This is a genomic window from Cupriavidus sp. KB_39, assembly GCF_052114485.1.
Taxonomy (GTDB): Bacteria; Pseudomonadota; Gammaproteobacteria; order Burkholderiales; family Burkholderiaceae; genus Cupriavidus.
Map to the genome: position 1 here is coordinate 56948 of NZ_JBFREV010000027.1, position 19349 is coordinate 76296.

At 67.3% G+C, this 19349-nt stretch carries 19 protein-coding genes and 1 tRNA gene; 10 read left to right on the forward strand and 10 right to left on the reverse strand.

Features of this window, described 5'->3' with window-relative positions; genetic code table 11:
• The first annotated feature begins 220 nt into the window (after positions 1-220).
• The 3 genes from AB4Z27_RS19835 to AB4Z27_RS19845 all read left to right on the forward strand — a co-directional run bounded on the left by AB4Z27_RS19835 (position 221) and on the right by AB4Z27_RS19845 (position 2389).
• Positions 221-1108, forward strand: a complete 888-nt coding sequence (locus AB4Z27_RS19835; protein ID WP_092293267.1) for a DMT family transporter — start codon at positions 221-223, stop codon at positions 1106-1108.
• A gap of 76 nt (positions 1109-1184) precedes the next feature.
• Positions 1185-1973 (forward strand): SDR family oxidoreductase, encoded by a 789-nt coding sequence (locus AB4Z27_RS19840; protein ID WP_092292199.1) that lies wholly within the window; start codon positions 1185-1187, stop codon positions 1971-1973.
• Positions 1970-2389 (forward strand): methylglyoxal synthase, encoded by a 420-nt coding sequence (locus AB4Z27_RS19845; protein WP_092293269.1) that lies wholly within the window; start codon positions 1970-1972, stop codon positions 2387-2389. The genes AB4Z27_RS19840 and AB4Z27_RS19845 overlap by 4 nt, the downstream gene beginning before the upstream one ends.
• 19 nt (positions 2390-2408) lie before the next feature.
• Here the strand turns inward: AB4Z27_RS19845 and AB4Z27_RS19850 are convergent, their stop codons facing one another.
• The 6 genes from AB4Z27_RS19850 to AB4Z27_RS19875 form a co-directional block, all read right to left on the reverse strand.
• Positions 2409-2702 carry a YkvA family protein gene (locus tag AB4Z27_RS19850; RefSeq protein WP_092292201.1) on the reverse strand — a complete coding sequence of 98 codons (294 nt, stop codon included), beginning with the start codon at positions 2700-2702 and terminating at the stop codon, positions 2409-2411.
• A 147-nt stretch (positions 2703-2849) separates the two neighbouring features.
• A complete protein-coding gene (locus AB4Z27_RS19855; protein WP_441645061.1) occupies positions 2850-3992 on the reverse strand; it encodes a BMP family ABC transporter substrate-binding protein in 1143 nt (380 codons plus the stop codon).
• Between the two features lie 72 nt (positions 3993-4064).
• Positions 4065-4985 carry an ABC transporter permease gene (locus AB4Z27_RS19860; RefSeq protein WP_092292205.1) on the reverse strand — a complete coding sequence of 307 codons (921 nt, stop codon included), beginning with the start codon at positions 4983-4985 and terminating at the stop codon, positions 4065-4067.
• An 18-nt stretch (positions 4986-5003) separates the two neighbouring features.
• Positions 5004-6098: an ABC transporter permease gene (locus AB4Z27_RS19865; protein WP_092292207.1), complete on the reverse strand. Its 1095-nt coding sequence runs from the start codon at positions 6096-6098 to the stop codon at positions 5004-5006.
• Positions 6091-7659, reverse strand: coding sequence for an ABC transporter ATP-binding protein (locus AB4Z27_RS19870; RefSeq protein ID WP_092292209.1), 1569 nt, complete (start codon positions 7657-7659; stop codon positions 6091-6093). Before AB4Z27_RS19870 ends, AB4Z27_RS19865 begins: the two co-directional genes overlap by 8 nt.
• A 341-nt stretch (positions 7660-8000) precedes the next feature.
• Positions 8001-8906 (reverse strand): pirin family protein, encoded by a 906-nt coding sequence (locus AB4Z27_RS19875; protein WP_441593624.1) that lies wholly within the window; start codon positions 8904-8906, stop codon positions 8001-8003.
• Positions 8907-9585: 679 nt separating this feature from the next.
• Here AB4Z27_RS19875 and AB4Z27_RS19880 point away from each other — a divergent pair.
• From AB4Z27_RS19880 to AB4Z27_RS19895, 4 genes are read left to right on the forward strand one after another with little or no spacing between them, the layout of a single operon-like run.
• Complete coding sequence (locus AB4Z27_RS19880; RefSeq protein WP_092292213.1) at positions 9586-10302, forward strand: ABC transporter permease; 717 nt, start codon at positions 9586-9588, stop codon at positions 10300-10302.
• Positions 10303-10315: 13 nt separating this feature from the next.
• Positions 10316-11257, forward strand: a complete 942-nt coding sequence (locus tag AB4Z27_RS19885; protein ID WP_092292215.1) for a glycine betaine ABC transporter substrate-binding protein — start codon at positions 10316-10318, stop codon at positions 11255-11257.
• A 10-nt stretch (positions 11258-11267) separates the two neighbouring features.
• Positions 11268-11921 (forward strand): ABC transporter permease, encoded by a 654-nt coding sequence (locus AB4Z27_RS19890; RefSeq protein WP_092292217.1) that lies wholly within the window; start codon positions 11268-11270, stop codon positions 11919-11921.
• A complete protein-coding gene (locus AB4Z27_RS19895; protein WP_092292219.1) occupies positions 11918-13120 on the forward strand; it encodes an osmoprotectant ABC transporter ATP-binding protein OsmV in 1203 nt (400 codons plus the stop codon). Before AB4Z27_RS19890 ends, AB4Z27_RS19895 begins: the two co-directional genes overlap by 4 nt.
• Before the next feature lie 87 nt (positions 13121-13207).
• Here the strand turns inward: AB4Z27_RS19895 and AB4Z27_RS19900 are convergent, their stop codons facing one another.
• Positions 13208-14785, reverse strand: coding sequence for an aldehyde dehydrogenase (NADP(+)) (locus AB4Z27_RS19900; RefSeq protein ID WP_092292221.1), 1578 nt, complete (start codon positions 14783-14785; stop codon positions 13208-13210).
• 112 nt (positions 14786-14897) lie between these two features.
• Positions 14898-15656 (reverse strand): FadR/GntR family transcriptional regulator, encoded by a 759-nt coding sequence (locus AB4Z27_RS19905; RefSeq protein ID WP_441645062.1) that lies wholly within the window; start codon positions 15654-15656, stop codon positions 14898-14900.
• Between the two features lie 219 nt (positions 15657-15875).
• On the opposite strand from AB4Z27_RS19905, the gene gudD reads away from it, so the two are divergent.
• Both gudD and AB4Z27_RS19915 read left to right on the forward strand, forming a co-directional pair.
• A complete protein-coding gene (gene gudD / locus AB4Z27_RS19910; protein WP_092292225.1) occupies positions 15876-17228 on the forward strand; it encodes a glucarate dehydratase in 1353 nt (450 codons plus the stop codon).
• Positions 17229-17286: 58 nt separating this feature from the next.
• The gene (locus AB4Z27_RS19915; protein WP_441645063.1) at positions 17287-18285 is read left to right on the forward strand and encodes a Bug family tripartite tricarboxylate transporter substrate binding protein; all 999 of its coding nucleotides are present in this window, start codon (positions 17287-17289) and stop codon (positions 18283-18285) included.
• An 82-nt stretch (positions 18286-18367) separates the two neighbouring features.
• Here AB4Z27_RS19915 and AB4Z27_RS19920 read toward each other — a convergent pair.
• Positions 18368-18457: transfer RNA gene (locus AB4Z27_RS19920), tRNA-Ser, on the reverse strand.
• 192 nt (positions 18458-18649) lie between these two features.
• On the opposite strand from AB4Z27_RS19920, the gene AB4Z27_RS19925 reads away from it, so the two are divergent.
• Entirely contained in the window at positions 18650-19162 is a 513-nt protein-coding gene (locus tag AB4Z27_RS19925) for a glycine zipper 2TM domain-containing protein (protein WP_092292229.1), read from the forward strand.
• Positions 19163-19233: 71 nt separating this feature from the next.
• Here AB4Z27_RS19925 and AB4Z27_RS19930 read toward each other — a convergent pair.
• The coding region (locus AB4Z27_RS19930) for an IS3 family transposase (RefSeq protein ID WP_441592170.1) at positions 19234-19349 on the reverse strand (116 nt) is incomplete at its 5' end.

The window sequence follows — 19349 nt, forward strand, 5'->3', positions numbered from 1 at the left end:
TTTCTTTATATGGCAGGGCGCCAGGACGGCGCGGGCCATTGTAGGGGAAAGCCGCTGGTGCCGCGCGCCGCACCCCGGCGCGCCTTGCGCCTTTTGACATACAATCGACGCGTTCCGGCCCCGCGTCTTCCTCGCGTCACCCCCTCGCGACTGCGGCCGGCATCCGAACCCTGCGTCTCCCGTGCCCGCTTCCCAGAAGTCCCTGTCCACGCCCGCCGAGCTGCCCGCGCCGCAGCGCTACGGGCTCGCCGTCGCGGCCGTCGGCGCCGTGCTGTTTTCCGCCAAGGCCATCGTGGCCAAGCTGATGTACCGATATAGCGTCGATGCCGTCATGGTCATCACGCTGCGCATGCTGTTCGCGGTGCCGCTGTTCATGGCCATCGGCTGGTGGCAGGCACGCAAGCTGCCGGCGCTGTCCTGGGCCGATCGCGGCCGGGTGGTCTTCCTGGGCTTCATCGGCTATTACCTGTCCAGTTTTCTCGATTTCCTCGGCCTGCAGTACATCACCGCCGGCCTGGAGCGGCTGATCCTGTTCCTGACGCCGTCCTTCGTGCTGCTGACCACCGCGCTGGTGTTCCATCGGCCGATCCACGCCCGGCAGTGGATGTCGCTGCTGCTGGCCTATGCCGGCATCGTGCTGGTGTTCGCCCATGACCTCGACGTGAGCGGCGCGCAAGTCTGGCTTGGCGGCGCGCTGGTGCTGGCCAGCGCCTTGTCGTATGGTGTGTACCTGATCCTGAGCGGCGAGCTGGTCAAGCGCGTCGGCTCGCTGCGGCTGGTGGCCTACGCGATGTGCGTGTCCACGGCCTGCTGCGTGGTGCAGTATGTGGCGCTGGGCCGTCCGCTGGCGGCGCTGGCGCAGCCGGCCCCGGTGATGTGGCTGTCACTCATCAATGCGGTGTTCTGCACGGTGCTGCCGGTGTCACTGACGATGATCGCGGTGGCGCGCATCGGGGCGCCGATGGCGTCGCAGGCGGGCATGATCGGCCCGGTGTCGACGCTGCTGCTGGCCTTCTGGCTGCTCGGCGAGCCGATCACGGGCTGGCAGATCGCCGGCAGCACGCTGGTGCTGGGCGGCATGTATTTGTTGTCGAGCCGCCGGGCCTGAATATTTTCGAGAGCAACCGGGACGCCGCATCAAGAGCCGGCGCCCGGTTTTAGCAACCAAGGAAGGAGAGCAAGCGATGGATTTCGGACTGCGCGGTAAGCATGCGCTGGTGTGTGGCGCCAGCAAGGGACTCGGGTTTGCGTGCGCCGACGCGCTGGCGGCCGAAGGTGTGGACGTCGTGATCGTGGCGCGCGGCGCCGATGCGCTRGAAAAGGCCGCCGCCGACCTGCGTGCCCGATACGGCCGCCGCGTGCTGGCCGTGGCCACGGATATCACCACGCCCGAGGGCCGCAAGCTCGCGCTGGACGCCGTGGCCAAGCTCGGCGACCTCGACATCCTCGTGAACAACGCCGGCGGCCCGCCCCCCGGCAATTTCCGCGACTGGGACCGCGACGCCTGGCTCGCCGCCATCGACGCCAACATGCTGACCCCGATCGAGCTGATCAAGGCCACCGTGGACGGCATGATCGCGCGCAAGTGGGGCCGCATCGTCAACATTACGAGCGGCGCGGTCAAGGCACCGATCGACGTGCTGGGTCTCTCCAACGGCGCACGCTCGGGCCTGACCGGCTTCGTGGCCGGCCTGGCGCGCGAAGTGGCGCAGCACGGCGTGACCGTGAACAACCTGCTGCCCGGCCCGTTCAACACGGACCGCCTGTTCAAGACGATGGAAGGCGGCGCCAAGAAGGCCGGCCTGAGCGTGGAGGAAGTGGCCGCCAAGCGCGCCGCCGCCAACCCCTCGCGCCGTTTTGGCGAGCCGGCCGAGTTCGGCGCGACCTGCGCGTTCCTGTGCAGCAAGCAGGCCGCCTACATGACGGGCCAGAACGTGCTGCTGGACGGCGGCGCGTACCCGGGGACGTTCTGATGGGCAAGCCGCGCATCGCGCTGATCGCCCACGATCACAAGAAGGACGACATCGTCGCCTTTGCCGGCCGTCACCGCGAGATGCTGGCGCGCTGCGACCTGCTGGCCACCGGCACCACCGGTGGGCGCATCGCGGCTGAAACCGGCCTCGAGGTGGAGCGCATGCTGTCCGGCCCGTGGGGCGGCGATCTCCAGATCGGCGCGCAACTGGCCGAGGGCCGGGTGACCGCGGTGATCTTCCTGCGCGATCCGATGACCCCGCAGCCGCATGAACCGGACATCAACGCGCTGGTCCGGGCGTGCGATGTCCACAATGTGCCGTGCGCGACCAACCTCGCCACGGCCGAACTGCTGCTGGTGGAACTCGCGCGGCACTGCTTCGAAGACGAAAAAGCCGCCGGAACGCCGGCGGCTTGAGTCGGGACAGACGTTGCCGTCAGCGCGGCCGGATCGTGGTCGCGGTGGCGCGCATCGTCGCCTGCCGCAGGATGTGCGGCGGCAGSCGCTTCAGGATCAGGTGGACGGCCAGYGGWATCAGCACCACGTCATCGACAATGCCGAGCCCGGCGATGAAATCGGGAATCAGGTCGATCGGGGAGATGGCGTAGAACACCAGCCCCAGCGCGGCGGGTTTGAGCCACGCGGGCGCGTCGGGATGACGCAGCGCGAACCAGAGCAGGCGGCCGTCGCGGCGCACCAGCGTCCACAGGGCCGAAATTCGCTTCCACATATGGGCCTCCTTATCCACACGCAACATGCGCAACACGCGCAGCCAGTGCGCATGCAGGGATAACTTGGGCCGATGCAGGGGGATTCAAGTTCCCCTCCGCCCGAGGCAGCGGACGGAGGGGCGGTCAGTCAGGCCTGAAACCGGCGATCAGCCCGGCACGTTGCCTTCCACGCCTTCCACGTAGAACTTGATGTCGTGCAGGAACTTGTCGTCGGCGACCTGATCCTTGGCCAGCTGTTCCTTGCCGGCGTTGTCCTTGAGCGGACCCTTCCAGATCGGGGCGGTGCCGTCGATCACCCCCTTCTTGCGTTCCGCGACCAGCGCCTTCACGTCATCCGGCACCACGGCGTTGAAACCYTTCAGGTCGATCATGCCTTCTTTGAGGCCCCACCACGTGGTGCTGTTCTTCCACTGCTTGTTCAGCACGTCTTCCACCACCTTGTTGTAGTAGACGCCCCAGCTAATGACGGAGGCGGCCAGGTGGGCCTTTTCGCCGAACTTGCTCATGTCGCTGTCCCAGCCGAACGCGTAGACGCCCTTCTCCTGCGCGGTCTGGACGACGGCGGCGGAGTCGGTGTTCTGCATCAGCATGTCCACGCCCTGGCCGATCAGGGTGGTGGCGGCCTCGCGCTCCTTGCCCGGATCGAACCACTTGTTCACCCACACCACCTTGACGGTGGCCTTGGGGTTCACACTGCGCGCGCCGAGCGCGAACGAGTCGATGTTGCGGATGACCTCGGGAATCGGTACCGACGCCACCACGCCCATCTTGCCCGACTTGCTCATCTTGCCGGCCACCACGCCAGCCAGGTAGGCGCCTTCATAGGTGCGTACGTCGTACTGGGCGAGGTTGTCGGCGGTCTTGAAGCCGGTGGCGTGCTCGAACTTCACGTCCGGGAATTCCTTGGCCACCTTCAGCATCGATTCCTGATAGCCGAACGTGGTGCCGAAGATCAGCTTGTTGCCCTGGCTGGCCAGGTCGCGGAACACGCGCTCGGCGTCCGCGGCGGACTCGGGCACGTTCTCGACGAACGAGGTCTTCACCTTGTCGCCGAACTTGGCTTCCACCGCCTTGCGRCCGGTGTCATGGGCGAAGGTCCAGCCGGCATCGCCCACCGGGCCGATRTAGACGAACGCCACCTTGAGCGGTTCGCTGGCGGCGGCTGCCGGCGCGGAGGCCGGGCCTGCCGWCTCGGCCGGCTTGTCGGCCTCTTTCTTGCCGCAGCCGGCCAGGGCCAGTACGGCGGTGGCGGCCAGGGCTGCCAGGGTGGTCCTGCGTGACACGATCATCGATCTCTCCTTGAAAAACGTCTTGTGATGCGTTTGGTTTTGACTACTGGTTGGCTCGAAAAAACGGAAACATCAGGCATTGCCCGGGCGGAACGGCTTGCCCAGCGAGGCCGGCATATTGAGCCGGATCCACGCCGGGTTCCGCGAAATCAGCGCCAGCACGACGATGGTGGCCGCGTATGGCAACATCGACAGCACCTGCGACGGCACCGACACGCCAATGCCCTGCAAATAGAACTGGAGGATGGTCACGCCGCCGAACAGCCACGCACCCACCAGCACCCGGCCCGGACGCCACGTGGCGAAGGTGGTCAGCGCCAGCGCGATCCAGCCCCGGCCCGAGACGAGGTTCTCCACCCACATCGGCGTATAGACCAGCGACAGGTAGGCGCCCGCGAGCCCGCAGCAGGCGCCGCCGAACAGCAGCGCGCCAAAGCGGATCCAGCGCACCGGGTAGCCCAGCGCATGGGCGGACTCCGGGGACTCGCCAATCGCGCGCAGCGTCAGCCCGGCCCGTGTGCGGAACAGGAACCAGGTGATCGCGGCACATAGCAGAATGCTGAAATACACCATCCAGTGATGCTGGAAGAAGGCCGGCCCGACGAACGGGAGGTCGGCCAGGAACGGCACCGACTTGGCCTGCGCGGGCATGGCGTAGCCGACGAAGCGCTGCGCCATGAAGGCCGACAGGCCCGTGCCGAAGATCGACAGCGCCAGGCCCGTGGCCACCTGGTTGGTGGCCAGCACCAGCGCCAGCCACGAGAACAGCGAAGCCATCAGCATGCCGGCCAGCGCGCCAGCCGCGAAGCCGAGCATCGGCGACTGGGTTTGGTAGCCGACCATGAAGCCGAACGCGGCGGCCACCAGCATCATGCCTTCGGCGCCGAGGTTGAGCACGCCGGCGCGCTCGTTGACGAGCAGGCCCAGCGCGGCCAGCAGCAGCGGGGTGCCGGCGTTGATCGCCGTGGCGATCAGGGGAGCGAGTTGTTCCATATTGTTATCGGCTCCGGTTCAGGCGGCCCGGGCGCGCCAGCGCAGCCGGTTGTCGATCAGCGTGTCGCACGCCAGCAGGAAGAACAGCAGCATGCCCTGGAACACCCAGCCGATGGCCGAGGGCAGCCCCAGCCGCGACTGCGCCATCTCGCCGCCTATATAGAAGAGCGACATGACGATGCCGCCGAACACGGCGCCCACCGGATGCAGCCGCCCCACAAAGGCGACGATGATGGCCGTGAAGCCGTAGCCGGGCGAGATCGACGGCAGCAGCTGGCCGATCGGCCCCGTCACCTCGAACGCGCCTGCCAGCCCGGCGGTGCCGCCCGAGATCATCAGCGCRCTCCACAGCGCCTTGCGCGACGAGAACCCCGCRTAGCGCGCCGCCAGCGGGGCRGTGCCGCCCACCTGGAGCCGGAAGCCGGCAAAGCTGCGGAAGACGAACACCGTCATCGCGGCCACCAGCACCAGCATGACCAGGAAGCCTACGTGCAGCCGCGAGCCGGACAGCAGGTTCGGCAGCAGGAACTCGGACGAAAACACTTTCGACTGCGGGAAGTTCATCCCCGCCGGGTCCTTCAGCGGTCCGTTGACGACCCACAGCAGCAACTGCTGGGCGATGTAGGTCAGCATCAGCGAGACCAGGATCTCGTTGGCGTTGAAGCGGTCCTTGAGCAGCGCGGTGATGGCCGCCCAGGCCATGCCGCCGACGATGCCGGCCAGCCCGGCRATGACCAGCACCGCSGGCCCGGAGATGGTGTGGCCCGGYGTGTCGAAATAGAGCACGGCGGCCCCGGCGAAGATGCCGCCGAGGATCAGCTGCCCGTCCGCGCCGATATTCCAGACATTGGCCCGGTAGCAGACCGACAGCCCCAGCGCGCAGAGCACCAGCGGTACGGTCTTGAGCAGCACTTCGCCAATCGCGCGCTTGTCTTTCAGCGGATCGACCAAAAACACCTTGAGCGCGGCCACCGGGTCCTTGCCGAGCACCAGGAACAGCAGCGCGCCGAACAGCAGCGTCAGCACCAGCGCGAATAGCGGCGAGGCATAGGCCATCGGGCGCGACGGGGCGCCGCGCGGCGCCAGCGTCAGCGGGGAGCGGAGATCAGCCATGGCTAGCCCCCTCCGTGGTGGCGTGCGGCCGTTCGCTGGCCGGCCCGCCCTCCCATAAGCCGCTCATCCACAGGCCGACCTGCTCGCGCGTGGCCGATTCCACGGGAATCGACGGCGACAGGTGGCCCTTGGCCATCACATGGAGCCGGTCGCACAGGCCGAACAGCTCGTCGAGTTCCTCGGACACCACCAGCACGGCGCAGCCGGTGGCCTTGAGCGCGAGGATTTCGTTGTGGATCTGTGCGGCGGCGCCCACGTCCACGCCCCAGGTCGGTTGCGCCACGATCAGCACTTTCGGACCACTTTCGATCTCGCGTCCGACGATGAATTTCTGGAGATTGCCGCCCGACAGGCTGCGCGCCAGCGCCGCCGGCCCGCTGGCYTTGACGCGGAAGCGGCTGATGATGCCGGCCGCCAGCCCCTCGGCCGCCTTCGGCGACACCATGCCGCCACGCACATAGGGCGGCGTCTGGTGCGACAGCAGGGTATTGGCCGACAGGCTCATGCCCGGCACCGCGCCCCGGCCTAGCCGTTCCTCGGGCACGAAGGCGAGCCCTACGCGGCGGCGCGCGGCGGCGTCGAGCCGGCCCACCGGTTGCTGGTCGATCTGCACGCTGCCCGCCGCGCCACGCGGGTCCTCGCCGGAGAGCGCCGCCAGCAGTTCCTGCTGGCCGTTGCCGGACACCCCGGCGATGCCGACGATCTCGCCGGCATGCACATCGAGCGCAATCTGTTGCAATTCAGTGGCGAAGGCGTGGGCGCGCGGCACCGAGAGGTCGCGCACGGCCAGCCGCACCGGCCCGCGCTCGGTGGTCACGCGGGCCTCGCGCGGCGGCTCGCCGCCGATCATCAGCCGCGACAGCGACGCCGCGCTTTCCGCGCGCGGGTCGCAGACGCCCGTCACCCGGCCCATCCGCATCACGGTGGCGTGATGGCACAGCGCGCGGATCTCGTCGAGCTTGTGACTGATATAGAGGATGCTGGTGCCTTCCTCGGCCAGTTGGCGCAGCGTGACGAACAGCGTCTCCACAGCCTGCGGGGTCAGCACYGAGGTGGGCTCGTCCAGGATCAGCAGTTGCGGCCGGGCCAGCAGCGCGCGGACGATCTCCACGCGCTGGCGCTCGCCCACGGACAGCGTGTGCACGTGGCGGTTCGGTTCCAGCGGCAGGCCGTAGCGCGCCGCCGTGTCGCGGATGCGTTCGGCCAGTTGCTTCATCCCGCCGACTTCCTTCGGCGGCAGGCCGAGCGCGATGTTCTCGGTCACGGTCAGCGTGTCGAACAGCGAGAAATGCTGGAAGACCATGGCGATGCCCAGGTTGCGGGCATCGTGCGGGCTGGCGATGGCGACCGGCGCCCCGTTGAAGTGCACCTCGCCGGCGTCCGGACGGACCGCGCCGAAGATGATCTTCATGAGGGTGGATTTGCCGGCGCCGTTCTCGCCAAGAACAGCGTGGATCTCGCCGGGGGCGACGGAGAGGCTCACGTCGTCATTGGCGGTCACGCCGGGATAGCGCTTGGTGATGTGGGCAAGCGCCAGCCTGGGGGGAAGTTGTAATGTCACTGAGGCGGCTCGGATTGTTGTGGCAGCAACGTTGAGATCAGGCACGTGACAGCGGCTGTGCGTGGCGCAGCATCGCCGCGCGGCAGGTTGTCATCATCATGGTGTCGTGATGCCCGGAATTTGCTGTGGATTATATAAGTGCGCGGGGGTTCGGCGGCCCGTTTCCGGCCGCAGGCCATGCCCCACAACGGTTACAGGCAGGTTGCAAGTCGCGTGCCGAGCACGCGGGCAAGAAAAAACCGCCGCGCTGTCACGAGGACAGGGCGGCGGTCAGCAAGGGCCCYGGCGCATGGCCGGGGCAGGGGAGGAGGTTAGCGCCGGCTAGCGCAAATTAGCGCCGGTCAGGCATTGGCTGCCACGCCAAAACGSCCTTCGCGGAAGTCGGCCAGCGTCTGGTAGATCTGTTCCTGCGTGTTCATCACGAACGGKCCGTACTGCGCGATCGGCTCGTTCAGGGGCTGGCCGGCAATCACCAGGAACTGGGCATCCTGCGTGGCGGTCACGACCACGCCATCGGCCCCGCCGGCGTTGTCGAGCACGCCCATGCGCTGCGCTTCCACCACGGCATCGCCGATCCGCACTTCRCCCTGATGCACATAGACAAAGGCGTTATGGCCGGCCGGCACTGCCTGCGTGAAGGTCTGCCCGGCAGGCAGGTTCACGTCGAGGTAGATCGGCGCGGTGACCGGACGCGTCATGGCCCCGGCCACGCCGTGGGAGGCGCCGGCCAGCACGCGTACGGTGCCGCCGGAAGGCAGCGCCACAGTCGGGATCGACGCCGCCGGCATGTCGCGGTACCACGGCGTGGTCATCTTGTCCGCGGCGGGCAGGTTCAGCCAGAGCTGGAAGCCTTCCATGCGGCCGTCTTCCTGCTCGGGCAGTTCCGAGTGCACTACGCCGGAGCCAGCCACCATCCACTGCGCGCCGCCGCCTTCGAGCAGCCCTTCATTGCCGGCGCTGTCGCGGTGACGCATGCGGCCAGCCAGCATGTAGGTGATGGTCTCGAAGCCCCGGTGCGGGTGATCGGGGAAGCCGCCGATGTAGTCGTCCTTGTTGTCGGTGCCGAAGGCGTCGAGCATCAGGAACGGGTCCAGCCGGCGTTGCAGGTTCTGCGTCAGCACGCGGGTGAGCTTCACCCCGGCGCCATCGGACGTGGCAATGCCGCGCACCACGCGATCGACGGTGCGCGAGCGCTCAACSGTCTCCTGGGCGGTGGCCGGAACGGTGGCGAGAGTGCGGGTTTCCATGTTGTGGTTTCTCCTGTGGCGGACGGCCCTCGGCCGTCTCTGCATACCCGTAAATGTAGGGGTTTGGTGGCAAAGCGGTAGACGGCGGGCGGGCAACAGATTGTTCCAATCGTGTTGCAAATGAGCGCCCAGTCAGTGCATGGCTGCAACGGACTGGCCGGCGTTTTAGAAGCCGAAAGATCGCCGCCAGATGGCCGAAGAAGGCGCCTGAAACCATCTGGGAAAACGCGAAGATGACAGATTGACAGAAGTTGTGTAGAATAGCGCTCTCTTTGTCATCCGTTGCTGGAAATTGCTGTGGTCCGGTTTGTGCCGGAATCCCCGCGATCCCTTGTCCAGCAACGGCCGATTGACCGGCGGCGCCCACCGAAGCGCGTTTCCACAACGACACCAGTCGCCGCCACTGGCCAAGCCGGATCGAACTGATCCGATTGCGCCGCTACCGGGCGATTCGCACCCACCGCTGTACCGCGCGAATCCCCTTCACAAGGCTGTCCCGCCCCTCGCGTGGCAGCCACAAGTCCGTCCGCTGGCAATCGTGCCAGTCATGGCGGCAAGGCAATCTGAACCGGGCCCCGGCGGGCACCCATCCGAACTACCGCCGGCCCTTTTGTTTTCCGCTTCCGGGAAGTGGCGCCTGATGCTCATGGTGCCGCCCCCGGCGTTGGAAAGGGGGAATATGTCGAAGCAAACCATCCGGGCATTGGCCTGGAGCGGTGTCATTGCCGCCGCGCTGGCCGGTCTGGTCGCGTGGATTGGTGTGGATGTGATCCATCAGTATCACGAGCGTCTGTTCTACGACGTAGGCGACCACCTGCGTCTGGTCGCGATCTCGATGGCGATGGCACTCGTCACCGGCGTGCCGGCGGGCATCGCGCTGAGCCGGCCCTGCATGCGCCGCTGGGCGGACCGCCTGATGCAGATCTTCAATATCGGCAATACCGTGCCGTCGCTGGCCGTGCTGGCGCTTGCGCTGGCGGTGCTCGGCATTGGCGAGCGCCCGGCGGTGCTGGCGCTGTGGCTGGCGTCGCTGCTGCCCATCGTGCGGAATACGTACGAAGGGCTGCGCAACGTYTCGCCGGCGCTGCGCGAGGCCGCGCGCGGCATTGGCATGACGCCGTGCCAGCGCCTGGTGCGCGTGGAACTGCCCAACGCGCTGCCCGTGATCCTGGCCGGGGTGCGCATCAGCCTGGTGATCAACGTGGGCACCGTGCCGCTCTCGTTCCTGATTGGCGCCAACAGCCTTGGCGAGCTGATCTTCCCGGGCATCTACCTGAACAACCAGCCGCTGCTGCTGCTGGGCGCCGCGGCCACCGCGCTGCTCGCGCTGCTGCTGGACGCGCTGTTCGCCACGGCCGGCCATATCTATCTGCGCCGCCGCGGKCTGGCGTACTGAGGAGTCGAATTACATGGGAATGCAACGAAACTGGGAGCGCCGGCTGTTCTGGCTGTTCGCCGTGGTGGGCGTGGCGGCTGCCGCCGTGCTGCTGGGCACCGCGCCCGCCCGCGCGCAACAGCCGGCCGGCGAGCCTGTGCGGGTGGGCGGCAAGAACTTCACCGAGCAGCTGATCCTGTCGTCGATGACCACGCAGTACCTGCGCGCCAAGGGCATCAACACGGAAGTCACCTCGGGCCTGGGCAGCACGCTGATGCGCCAGGCCATGGAGTCCGGYCAGCTGGACGTGGTGTGGGACTACACCGGCACCGCGCTGATCGTCTTCAACAAGGTCGAGGAAAAGCTGGACGCCGAGCAGAGCTACGCACGCGTGAAGCAGCTGGACGCCGCCAAGGGTCTGATCTGGCTGGACGCCTCCAAGGTCAACAACACCTACGCGCTGGCCATGCCGAAGGAGCGCGCCGAGCCGGGCCTGACCACGCTGTCCGCCTACGCCGCCAAGCTGCGCGAGAAGGCCGCCGATGACAAGGCCCGCCCGTTCGCCGTGGACATGGAGTTCGCCGCGCGCCCGGACGGCCTGGAGCCGCTCAAGGCCGCCTACCAGCTGCCGCTGGGCCGCAAGGACGTGATCCAGCTCGATCCCGGCCTGGTCTACACCGCGCTCAAGAACAATCAGGTCGATCTGGGCCTGGTCTACACCACCGATGGCCGTGTGAAGGGCTTCGACCTCGTGCTGCTGGAAGACGACCTGCACTTCTTCCCGCCGTACAACGCCGTGCCCGTGGTGCGCAAGGCCGTGCTCGACAAGCGGCCGGAACTGGCCGGCCTGCTCAACGCGCTGTCCGCCCAGCTGGACAACGCGGCGATGACCGACATGAACTATCAGGTCGATATCGGCCAGCAGCCGGTGGACAAGGTGGCAGGAGACTTCCTGCGCAGCCACGGACTGATTTGAGGAGCCGCCCATGGATTTGCTGACTTATCTCGCGCATAGCTGGCCGACGCTGCTGCGGCTGACCGGCGAGCATCTGGCGCTGGTGGGCTCCGCCGTGGGGCTGGCCATCCTGATCGGCGTGCCGCTCGGCATCCTGATCACGCGTCACCGCTTCCTGGCCACGCCGCTGCTGGCGCTGGCCACGGTGGTGCTGACGCTGCCGTCCATCGCGCTGTTCGGGTTGATGATCCCGATCTTCGCGCGCTTCGGCCACGCGCTCGGCTACGTGCCGGCCGTGACCGCCGTGTTCCTGTACTCGCTGTTGCCGATCATGCGTAACACCTACACGGCGCTGGCCAATGTCGATCCCGGCATCCAGGAGGCCGGCCGTGGCATCGGCATGACCACCTGGCAGCGCCTGCGGCTGGTGGACCTGCCGCTGGCCGTGCCGGTGATCCTGGGCGGCGTGCGCACGGCCGTGGTGATGAACATCGGCGTGGCCACCATTGCCGCCATCATTGGCGCCGGTGGCCTTGGGGTGCTGATCCTGCAAGCGATCAGCCAGAGCAACATGAGCAAGCTGGCCGTGGGCGCGGTCCTCGTCAGCGTGCTCGCCATTGTGGCGGACGCCGGCCTGCAAGCCCTGCAGCGCGCGCTGACGCCGAAAGGAATCCGCCAACCATGATCGAACTCGACCAACTCACCAAGTCYTTCCACCAGAAGGACGGCACGGAAGTGCGCGCCGTGGAYGCCGTCTCGATGACGGTACCCAAGGGCGAGATCTGCGTCTTCCTGGGCCCCTCGGGCTGCGGCAAGACCACCACGCTCAAGATGATCAACCGGCTGATCGAGCCCACCTCGGGCACGGTCCGCATCGAGGGCGAGGACACCGCCGGTATCGACGGCGTGGCGCTGCGCCGCAAGATCGGCTATGTGATCCAGCAGATCGGCCTGTTCCCGAACATGACGATCGAGGAAAACATCATGGTCGTGCCGCGCCTGCTCGGCTGGGACAAGCGCCGCTGCCGCGAGCGCGCCCGGGAGCTGATGTCGATGGTGCAGCTCGACCCGGACAAGATGCTGGGGCGCTACCCGCGCGAGCTGTCGGGCGGCCAGCAGCAGCGCATCGGCGTGATCCGCGCGCTGGCGGCGGACGCTCCCGTGCTGCTGATGGACGAGCCGTTCGGCGCGGTGGACCCGATCAACCGGGAGAGCATCCAGAACGAGTTCTTCCAGATGCAGCGGCAGCTCGGCAAGACCGTGATCATGGTGTCGCACGACATCGACGAGGCGATCAAGCTGGGCGACAAGGTGGCCGTGTTCCGGCGCGGGCAACTGGTGCAGTTCGACCATCCGGACGCGCTGCTGGCCCAYCCGGCGGACGACTTCGTGCAGGCCTTCGTCGGCCATGACAACACGCTCAAGCGCCTGCTGCTGGTGCGCGCGGGCGATGCGGCGACSATGCCGCCGAGCTGCCGTCCGGACATGTCGCTGGCCGAAGCGTTCGGCGTGATGGACGAAGCCGACGTGCGCCACCTGCCTGTGATCGATGAGGCGCAGCGCGCGCTGGGCTACGTCACGCGCCGCGACGTGCGCAACGCGCTGGCCAAGGGCGGTAGCTGCGCCGATGTGCTGCGCCCGTTCGCGGTCAGCGCCGCGTTCGACGAGCACCTGCGCATCGTGCTGTCGCGCATGTACCAGCACAACACGAGCTGGCTGCCCGTGGTGGACGGCGATGGTGTCTACCTGGGCGAAGTCACGCAGGAGTCGATTGCCGACTACCTGAGCTCGGGGCGCTCGCGCGGCAATGCGCCGGTGATTCCGCCGCCGGTGTCGTCGCCCGTCACCACGCCGAGTTCGGCGCCGATGCGGGTGGCCGCCTGATCGCMTGATCGCGGCTGGAGCGCCCTCCGCCATGAAAAACGGCCGCTTGCGCGGCCGTTTTTTCGTCCATCAGAACAACGACGCGGCTCAGGCGCGGCCGAGTTCGCCGTCCTTCAGRCGCCACAGGTTCAGCGGGTTGCCATCCTGCACGGCGGCCGGCAGCAGGGCGGCCGGCACGTTCTGGTAGCACACCGGACGCAGGAAGCGGTCGATCGCCGAAGCGCCCACCGAGGTCGTGCGGGTGTCCGACGTGGCCGGGAACGGGCCGCCGTGCACCATCGCGAACGACACTTCCACGCCGGTCGGGTAGCCGTTGAACAGCACGCGGCCCACCTTGCGTTCCAGCGCCGGCAGCAGGCGCGCGGCCACGGCCTTATCGCCGGCATCGGCCTGCACCGTGGCCGTCAGCTGGCCTTCCAGGATGCGGGTGACGGCCAGCAGCGTGTCCACGTCGCGGCAGGTGACGAGCACCGTCGACGGGCCGAACACTTCGGCATGCATGCGGTGATCGGCGATAAAGCGTTCGGCGGAGGTCTCGAAGAACGCCGGACGGGCCTGGTTCGGACCCGTGCCTGCCAGGCCGCAACCCGGGCGGGTCAGGCCTTCCACGGCGGACAGTTGGGCAACGCCACGCTCGAACGCCTGATGGATGCCCGGCGTCAGCATCGTGCCGGCGGCCTTGGCCGACACCGCTGCCACGGCGGCGGCGCGGAAGGCGTCCAGCGCCGGGCCTTCGATGGCCAGCAGCAGGCCGGGRTTCGTGCAGAACTGGCCTACGCCCATCACCAGCGAATCCACCAGGTCACGTGCGATGGCTTCGCCGCGCGCGGCCAGTGCCTCGGGCAGCAGGTAGACCGGGTTGATGCTGCTCATCTCGGCGTAGACCGGAATCGGCTGCGGACGCTCGTTGGCGACCTTGACCAGCGCCATACCGCCCGTGCGCGAGCCGGTGAAGCCCACGGCCTGGATCACCGGATGGGCGACCAGCGCGGTACCGATGGCGATGCCGGCGCCCATCACGAGCGAGAACACGCCTTCCGGCAGGCCGTTATCGGCAACTGCCTTTTGAATCACACGTCCGACCAGTTCCGAGGTGCCCGGGTGCGCCGGGTGGGCCTTGACGACCACCGGGCAGCCTGCGGCCAGCGCGGAAGCGGTATCGCCACCGGCCACCGAGAACGCGAGCGGGAAGTTGCTGGCGCCGAACACGGCCACCGGACCGACGGGGATGTTCTGCATGCGCAGGTCGGGGCGCGGCGGGGTGCGCTCGGGCAGGGCGCTGTCGAGCGTGGCGTCTTGCCAGCGGCCGTCGCGCACCACACGTGCGAACAGGCGCAGCTGGCCGGCGGTACGGCCGCGCTCGCCCTGCAGGCGGGCGATCGGCAGCGCCGTCTCGGCGTGCGCGCGCTGGACCAGTTCATCGCCCAGTGCCTCGATGCCTTCGGCGATCGATTCGAGGAAGCGCGCGCGCTGCTCGGGCGTGGTCGCACGATACGTGTCGAAAGCCGCCTCGGCCAGTTGGCAGGCGCGGTCCACATCGGCGGCATTGCCACCGTGGAACGTCGGGGCCAGAGTCTCGCCCGTGGCCGGGTTGATGGCCTGGAAAGTGTCTTCGGTGCCGCGTACGGCATTCGCGCCGATCAGCATCTCGCCGGTAAGAGTCATGGTGTATCGATCCTGCGTCGTATCAGAAACATGTCATAAGACATCATATGACAWCGGAAAGTCGCCCGCAACCGCGCCGCCCCCAATTACCGAAGGGGCCGCGCGCATGGCGTCAGGCGGAAGAAGCGGAGGAGCCTGCCAGGGCAGAAGCCTTGCGCAGGCGCTCGCGGCTGTTGGTCAGGTGCATGCGCATGGCGGCCTTGGCGGCCTCGGGGTCGCGGCGCTCRATCGCATCGTAGATGCTTTCGTGCTCGAAGTTGACGCGCTCCAGGTACTGCTCGCGCTCGGGCGTGCTGACCTGCAGGCGGCTGCGCGGAATCACCATCGTGCCGAGGTGGCCCATGATGTCCGTGAAATAGCGGTTGCCGGTGGCGCGCGCGATGGACAGGTGGAACTCGAAATCCGAGCCCACGGCGTCGCTGCCTTCGGAAGCCTTGCGTTTCATGTCGTCGAGCGCGCKGCGGATGGCCGTGAGCTGCTCGTCGCTGCGCCGCGTGGCGGCCAGGCTCGCGGCCTCGGCTTCCAGGCTGACGCGGAATTCCAGCATCGCCAGCACGTCCATGGCCGTGACCATGGCCGAGGGGTCGATGCGGAACGGCGAATGGGTCTCCACCGGGCGGGCCAGCACGAAGGTGCCGATGCCATGGCGGGTCTCGACCAGGCCGCTGGCTTGCAGGCGCGAAAGTGCCTCGCGCACCACTGTGCGGCTCACGCCCAACGTGGCCATGATCTCGGATTCCGTTGGCAGCTTGTCGCCGGGCTTGATCTGGCCCTGCTGGATGCTCTCGGTCAGGTTACCCACTACTTCCTCGGCAAGCGTGCGGCCGCGGCGGCGCAGGGGAGCGGGCGAAGTTATCGGGACATTGGACATGGGTAGGGGAAACTGAGGTATTGACCGTCGCAAGATGCGCTCATTATACTGCGTCGTAAGTCATACGATGACAGATAACGCACAGGTTTGCGAGACCCCTTGCCATAATCGGCATCGATCTGTTGCGTATGGCGGCCAAACATCACAAGCAGGGCGCAGTCTCGATGTGGAGCGCGAACCCGGCATCACCCTGAAACGCGTTTTCGGAGACAGATCCACATGACCGCATCCCAACATGCCGCCGGCGGCGTCACGCCCGTCGTCACCGAGTTGACTGTCGTCCCCGTGGCGGGCCACGACAGCATGCTGATGAACCTGTCCGGCGCGCACGGCCCGTACTTCACCCGCAATATCGTGATCCTCAAGGACAGCGCCGGCAATACCGGCGTGGGCGAGGTGCCGGGCGGGGAGGGCATTCGCCAGACGCTGGAGGATGCGCGTCCGCTGGTGGTTGGGCAGCCGATCGGCCAGTACCAGGCCGTGCTGAACAAGGTGCGTGCGACGTTCGCCAACCGCGACGCCGGCGGCCGTGGCCTGCAGACCTTCGACCTGCGCATCACCATCCACGCCGTCACGGCGATCGAGGCGGCGATGCTCGACCTGCTCGGCAAGCACCTGCAGGTGCCCGTGGCCGCGCTGCTCGGCGAGGGCCAGCAACGCGACGCCGTGGAGATGCTCGGCTACCTCTTCTATGTGGGCGACCGCCAGAAGACCACGCTCGACTACCGCACCGAGCCCGATGGCGACAACGAATGGTTCCGCGTGCGCAATGAAGTGGCGATGGACGCCAAGGGCGTCGTCCGTCTGGCCGAGGCCGCGTACGAGCGCTACGGCTTCAACGACTTCAAGCTCAAGGGCGGCGTGCTGAGCGGCGACGAGGAGATGGAAGCCATCATCGCGCTGCACGAGCGCTTCCCCAAGGCGCGCGTGACGCTGGACCCGAACGGCGGCTGGCTGCTGGCCGACGCGATCCGCCTGTGCCGCGACAAGCACGGCATCCTGGCCTACGCCGAAGACCCTTGCGGCGCTGAAGACGGCTATTCGGGCCGCGAGATCATGGCCGAGTTCCGCACCGCCACCGGCCTGCCGACCGCCACCAACATGATTGCCACGGACTGGCGCCAGATGGGCCACGCGGTGCGCCTGCACTCGGTGGACATTCCGCTGGCCGACCCGCACTTCTGGACCATGCAGGGYTCGGTGCGCGTGGCGCAGATGTGCGCGGAGTGGGGCCTGACCTGGGGTTCGCACTCGAACAACCATTTCGATATTTCGCTGGCGATGTTCACCCACGTGGCCGCCGCCGCGCCGGGGCGCGTGACCGCCATCGACACGCACTGGATCTGGCAGGACGGCGAGCACCTGACGCGCAGCCCGCTGAAGATCGAGGGCGGCCTGGTGCAGGTGCCCAAGACGCCGGGGCTGGGTGTGGAACTCGACATGGACGCGCTGGCACGCGCCAACCGTCTCTATCAGGAGAAGGGGCTGGGCGCGCGCGATGACGCCATCGCCATGCAGTTCCTGATCCCGGGGTGGAAGTTCAACAACAAGGCGCCGTGCATGGTCCGGTAACGCGTCCGATCACGGATTCAAGCATTAAAGATAAGACAGTAAGACAGGAGACAAGACAATGCTGAAACAGAAGACGCTGTTCCGCCGGATTGCCGGTGTATTCGTCGCCCTGGCCGTGGGCGCCACGGTCAGCAGTGCGGCCGTGGCGGCTGGCACGGCCTGGCCGCAGAAGGCGGTGACGATGGTGGTGCCGTTCCCGGCCGGTGGGTCGTCAGACACCATCGCCCGCGTGCTGGCGCAGCCGCTCAACGACAAGCTGGGCCAGCCGTTCGTGATCGACAATCGCCCCGGCGCCACGGGCGCGATCGGCGCGACCTTCGTCAAGCGTGCCCCGGCCGACGGCTACACCCTGCTGGTGGCCTCGATCGGCGTGTACGCGGTCAACCCGTTCCTCCAGAAGAACCTGGCCTACGACCCGGCCAAGGACTTCGACCTGCTGACCGTGGCCGTGCGCGCGCCGAACGTGCTGGTGGCCAACCCGAACTTCCCRRCCAAGAACCTGGCCGAGCTGGTTGCGCATATGAAGAAGAACCCGGGCAAGGTGAGCTTCGCTACCTCGGGCGCAGGGTCGTCTGACCACCTGACCGCGGCGCTGTTCTGGCAGAAAAGCGGTACCGACGGCCTGCACGTGCCGTACAAGGGCGGTGCGCCGGCCATCTCGGACCTGCTCGCGGGCCAGGTCGATGTCTCGTTCCAGAACCTCAACGCGGTCATCCAGCACATCCGCACGGGCAAGCTGCGCGCGCTGGCGATTACGTCGGACAAGCGCTCGGCGCTGCTGCCGGACGTGCCGACGATGGCCGAGGCCGGCGTCAAGGATGTGGAAGTCTATTCGTGGCAGGCCGTGGCCGCCCCGAAGGGCCTGCCGGCCGACGTGAAGTCGCGCCTGCACGGCGCGCTGGTCAGCGCGCTCAAGGAGCCGGGGATGCAGAAGAAGCTGGGCGAGCAGGGCTTCGAGATCGTCGCCAACACGCCGGAGCAGTTCGTCCAGTTCGAGAACGAAGAACTGAAGCGCTGGAAGACCGTGATCGAGCAGGGCAAGATCACGCTGGAATAAGCGCCAGGACCGAATCACCGTGGGGGGTCAATGCTCCACTGCAGTCCTTCGCCCCGCCTGAATGGCGGGGTTTTTTATTGTCTGGCGGAAGCGGTGAGATTCGAACTCACGGATGGGTCACCCCATCGGCAGTTTTCAAGACTGCTGCCTTAAACCACTCGGCCACGCTTCCTTGGAGGGCCGCATTATACAAGGTGGCGGCGGCCCGTAGTGTGATGCCCTCGTCAATCGCCTTGTCTGCGGTGTCGGTGTTTGTCGGACACAGCGGAACCTTGTGAGCCGGTTCGCCTCATATTGGCAGGACGCGCGGCGCCTGCCCACCGCGCGTTGGCATGTCAAACAAGCGATAGAGGAGGACTTATCCATGCAGCAACATCGCAGCAAATCATGGCTGGCCCTTGGCGCGCTGGCCTGTGCGGCCACCCTGGCAGGGTGCGCGCAGCCCGGCTACAACGGCTATGGCAACTACAACAACGCCCCGCCGAACACGGGCTATCAGGACCCGAACCAGAGCACCTACCAGGCTCCGGCGGGCTCGGTGTTCACGGGCCGCGTGGAGTCGATCGAGCCGATCAACTCCACGCAAGGCAGCTCGGGCCTGCTCGGCACCGTGATCGGCGGCGCGGCGGGCGGCCTGCTCGGTCACCAGATCGGCGGCGGGCGTGGCCAGACCGTGGCGACCATCGGCGGTGCCGTGGCGGGCGCCGTGGCCGGCAACCAGATCGAGAAGCGGGCGGGCAGCAATACGCAGACCGTGTATCGCGTKAACGTGCGGCTGGACGATGGCCGGATGGCCACCGTGACCCAGAGCAATATCGGCAACCTGCGCGTGGGCGACCGGGCGCGTGTGGCCAACGATATGGCCACGCCGTACTGAGTACGTACTTCGTAGTTCTACGAAAAAAGCCACGCGACTGAACTGACCCCCAGAAGTTGGACGGTTGATGGCTAGGCCGGAAAGGGCTGAGTCCTGTATTGCACAGGACTCAGCCCTTTTAGTTTGAGCTTGATGCGGTCATGATTGTAGTAGTGAATGTATTGGCGCAGTCCATCCTGCAGTTGCT